The 3,586-nt window shown below is 66.3% G+C and carries 3 protein-coding genes; all 3 read right to left on the bottom strand.

Annotation, left to right across the window (positions count from 1 at the left end; genetic code table 11):
* A partial coding sequence (locus AC1VAN_RS15250) for an amino acid--tRNA ligase-related protein (RefSeq protein ID WP_480986119.1) occupies positions 1-843 on the bottom strand: 843 nt, incomplete at its 3' end.
* Between the two features lie 374 nt (positions 844-1,217).
* A complete protein-coding gene (locus tag AC1VAN_RS15245) occupies positions 1,218-2,858 on the bottom strand; it encodes an acetolactate synthase large subunit (protein WP_480986118.1) in 1,641 nt (546 codons plus the stop codon).
* Positions 2,859-2,933: 75 nt separating this feature from the next.
* Positions 2,934-3,586: aldehyde dehydrogenase family protein (locus AC1VAN_RS15240; protein ID WP_480986117.1), on the bottom strand; the 653-nt coding region annotated here is incomplete at its 5' end.

Raw genomic sequence — 3,586 nt, 5'->3', positions numbered from 1 at the left:
GGCCTCGTACAGTTCCATCATGGTGAATTCCGGGTTGTGGCGGGTGCTGACGCCTTCGTTGCGGAAGTTGCGGTTGATTTCGTAGACGCGTTCCAGGCCACCGACGGTCAGGCGCTTGAGGTACAGCTCCGGCGCAACGCGCAGGTACAGGTCAAGGTCCAGCGCGTTGTGGTGGGTGGTGAACGGCTTGGCCGCCGCGCCGCCGGGGATGTAATGCATCATCGGCGTTTCGACTTCGAGGAAGTCGCGGTTGTCCAGCCATGCACGCATCGCACGGATGATCTTCGAGCGCTTGATGAAGACCGCGCGCGACTCCGGCGTCACGATCAGGTCGACGTAACGCTGGCGATAACGCTGTTCGACGTCGGCCAGGCCATGCCACTTGTCCGGCAGCGGGCGCAGCGACTTGGTCAGCAGACGGATCGATTCGGCCTTGACCGACAGCTCGCCGGTCTTGGTGCGGGTCAGGCCACCTTCGACAGCGATGATGTCGCCCACGTCCCAGCCCTTGAAGGCGGTGTAGGCATCACCCAGCACGCTGCCCTGCAGGAACAGCTGGATGCGGCCCGATTCGTCCTGGATCTGGGCGAAGCTGGCCTTGCCCATGACCCGCTTGGCCATCAGGCGACCGGCCATCTTCACCTGGCGGCCGTTGCCTTCCAGGGTTTCGGCGGTCCACTGCTCCGCATCGGCGAATTCTTCCTGCAGGCTGCCGGCGAAGTCCTCGCGACGGAAGTCGTTCGGATACGCGATCCCCTGCCCGCGCAGCGCTTTGAGTTTCTCACGGCGCTCGGCGATCAACTTGTTTTCGTCGACGGGGGGGGTATCGGTAGCTTCGCTCATGGATCTGCGGGAATCGTGTAGTGAGGGGGAGTGTTGCGCCCGGCGCAGCCGGTTGCCCAGCATACCAAAAGCGCCCTGCCCCGGCCTCGGGCCGCCCCTGCTGCGGTAGCCGCCAACCTTGGTTGGCGCCCACCGTGTCGACCAAGGTCGACACCTACCGGGCTCCCAGGAACCCCTGCCGCAGTCGATCAACCTCAATCCACCGCCCTGGTAGCCGCCAACCTTGGTTGGCGCTCTACCGCGCCGGGCATGGGGAGGCATCCACGCATGGTCTGGATCTACTGTGTCGACCAAGGTCGACACCTACCGGGCTCGGGGGTCGACACCTACCGGGCTCGGGGGGCGACGCCTACGGGGCTCCGGGGGGGCGACACCTACCCGTTTCCCGGGAATGCCTGCCGCAGCYCATCCACCAGCACCCGCTGGTTCTCCGAATAGTCCACCGGCACCGACACCAGATGCACGCCGCCCGCGGTGAACGCTGCTTCCAGGGTCGGAATGAACTGCTCGATCGCCGTCACCTCGTGCCCTTGGCAGCCATAGGCCTCGGCGTATTTGACGAAATCCGGATTGCCGAAGGTCATGCCGTAGTCGGCGAAACCATCCACCGCCTGCTTCCAGCGGATCATTCCGTAGGCGCCGTCGTTGAGGATCAGCACTACCAGGTTCAGGCCCAGCCGCCGCGCGGTCTCCAGCTCCTGGCTGTTCATCATGAAACCGCCATCGCCACACACCGCCAGCACGCGTCGCTGCGGATACAGGATCGAGGCCATGATCGCTGACGGCAGCCCTGCGCCCATCGTTGCCAATGCGTTGTCCAGCAGCAGCGTATTGGCCACCTGGGTACGGTAGTTGCGCGCGAACCAGATCTTGTACATGCCATTGTCCAGCGCCACGATGCCGTCCGGCGGCATCACCTGGCGCACGTCATGCACCAGCCGCTGCGGCGTGAAACCGGCCTCTTCGGCGCGATCGGCGATGTGCTCCAGGATCGTCGCGCGCAGCGGCAGCAGTGCAGCGGCGTTGTCCACCCTGCCCTCGATACGGTCGGCCAGCAGGGTCAGCGAGCGGCCGATATCGCCGATCACCTCCACCTGCGGGAAGTACACCTGCTCCACCGCRGCCTGCGARTAGCCGATGTGGATGACCGTGCGGCCACCCGGGCGCATCACGAAGGGCGGCTTCTMCGTCACCTCGTGGCCAATGGTCACGATCACATCGGCCTGATCGATGGCCATGTGCACGTAGTCGCGCTCGCTCAGTGCCGCCGTGCCCATGTACAGGCCCGAGCCACCGGCCACCGCGCCCTTGCCCATCTGCGTGGTGACGAACGGGATGCCGGCCCGCAGCACGAAGGCCGACAGCGCCTCGCTGGACTGCGGTCGCGACGCCGCCGAGGCGATCACCAGCAGCGGACGCTTGGCCTCGCGGATGATCTGCGCCGCACGGTCCAGCGCCTCGGGACTGGCGATCGGCCGATCCACCGGGTGTGGCGGGATCAGTGCAACGTCCTCGACCTCCATCGCCGCGATGTCCTCGGGCAGTTCCAGCAGCACCGGCCCGGGGCGCTCTTCCAGCGCCGTGCGGAAGGCCTCGCGGACGATGGTGGGGATGGTGCGCGCCGAAACGATCTGCCGCGCCGACTTGGTCAGCGGCTTCATCGTGCTGACGATATCCACGATCTGGAAGCGCGCCTGCTTGCTGGCCACGATGCCCTTCTGCCCGGTGATCATGATCACCGGCCACGCGCCGAGCAGTGCGTAGGCGGCACCGGTGGTGAAGTTCAGCGCACCCGGGCCGAGCGTGGCCAGGCACACGCCGGGCTTGCCGGTCAGGCGGCCGTAGGTCGCGGCCATGAACACGGCAGCCTGTTCGTGGCGGGTGATGACCAGCTCGATGCTGGAGTGGCGAAGCGACTCGACGACATCGAGGTTCTCTTCACCGGGAATGCCAAAAATGCGCTCGACGCCCTCGTTTTCGAGTGCGGCGACGAGCAGATCGGAACCCTTGGACATGGAATGACGTCCTTCTCGCAGTGCGTGATGATGGAACGTTGCAGGGATGCTGACAGGAACGGTGGATGGCCCGCGTCAACGGCGGTCGAACCACACCGTCTGCGCGTTGACGAACTCGCGGATGCCGAAGTGCGACAGCTCGCGGCCGAAGCCGCTCTTCTTCACTCCGCCGATCGGCACGCGTGGATCGGAGGCAGAGAAAYCGTTGACGAACACGCCACCGGTCTGCAGCCGGCGCGCCAGCTGCATCGCGCGGGCGTGGTCGCCGGTCCACAGATTGCCGCTCAGGCCGAACTCGCTCTGGTTGGCCAGTTCCACCGCATGGTCGGCGTCGCGCGCGCGGCTGATCGACGCCACCGGCCCGAAGGTCTCGGTGTCGAAGGCCTGCATGCCCGGCTCGACGCCCGCCAGCACGGTGGGTGCATAGAAACTGCCGGGGCGATCGAGCTGCTTGCCGCCCACGAGCAACTGCGCACCGGCCTCGACCGACGCACGCACCTGTGCATCAAGCTGTTCAAGCAGGTCCTGCCGGGCCATCGGTCCGATCCGGTTGCCGGCCTCGCGGCCATCGCCCACGGTCAGCGCCTGCACGCGCTCGCAGAACAACGACACGAAACGCTCATACACGGCGTCTTCGACGATGATGCGCTTGCCGGCAATGCACACCTGCCCGGTGTTCTGGAAGCGCGAGGCCACCGCGGCATCGACCGCTGCCTCCAGGTCGGCGT

This window comes from Stenotrophomonas sp. 05L44_2 (genome assembly GCF_056665995.1).
This window is presented reverse-complemented; position numbering and strand designations above follow the sequence as displayed.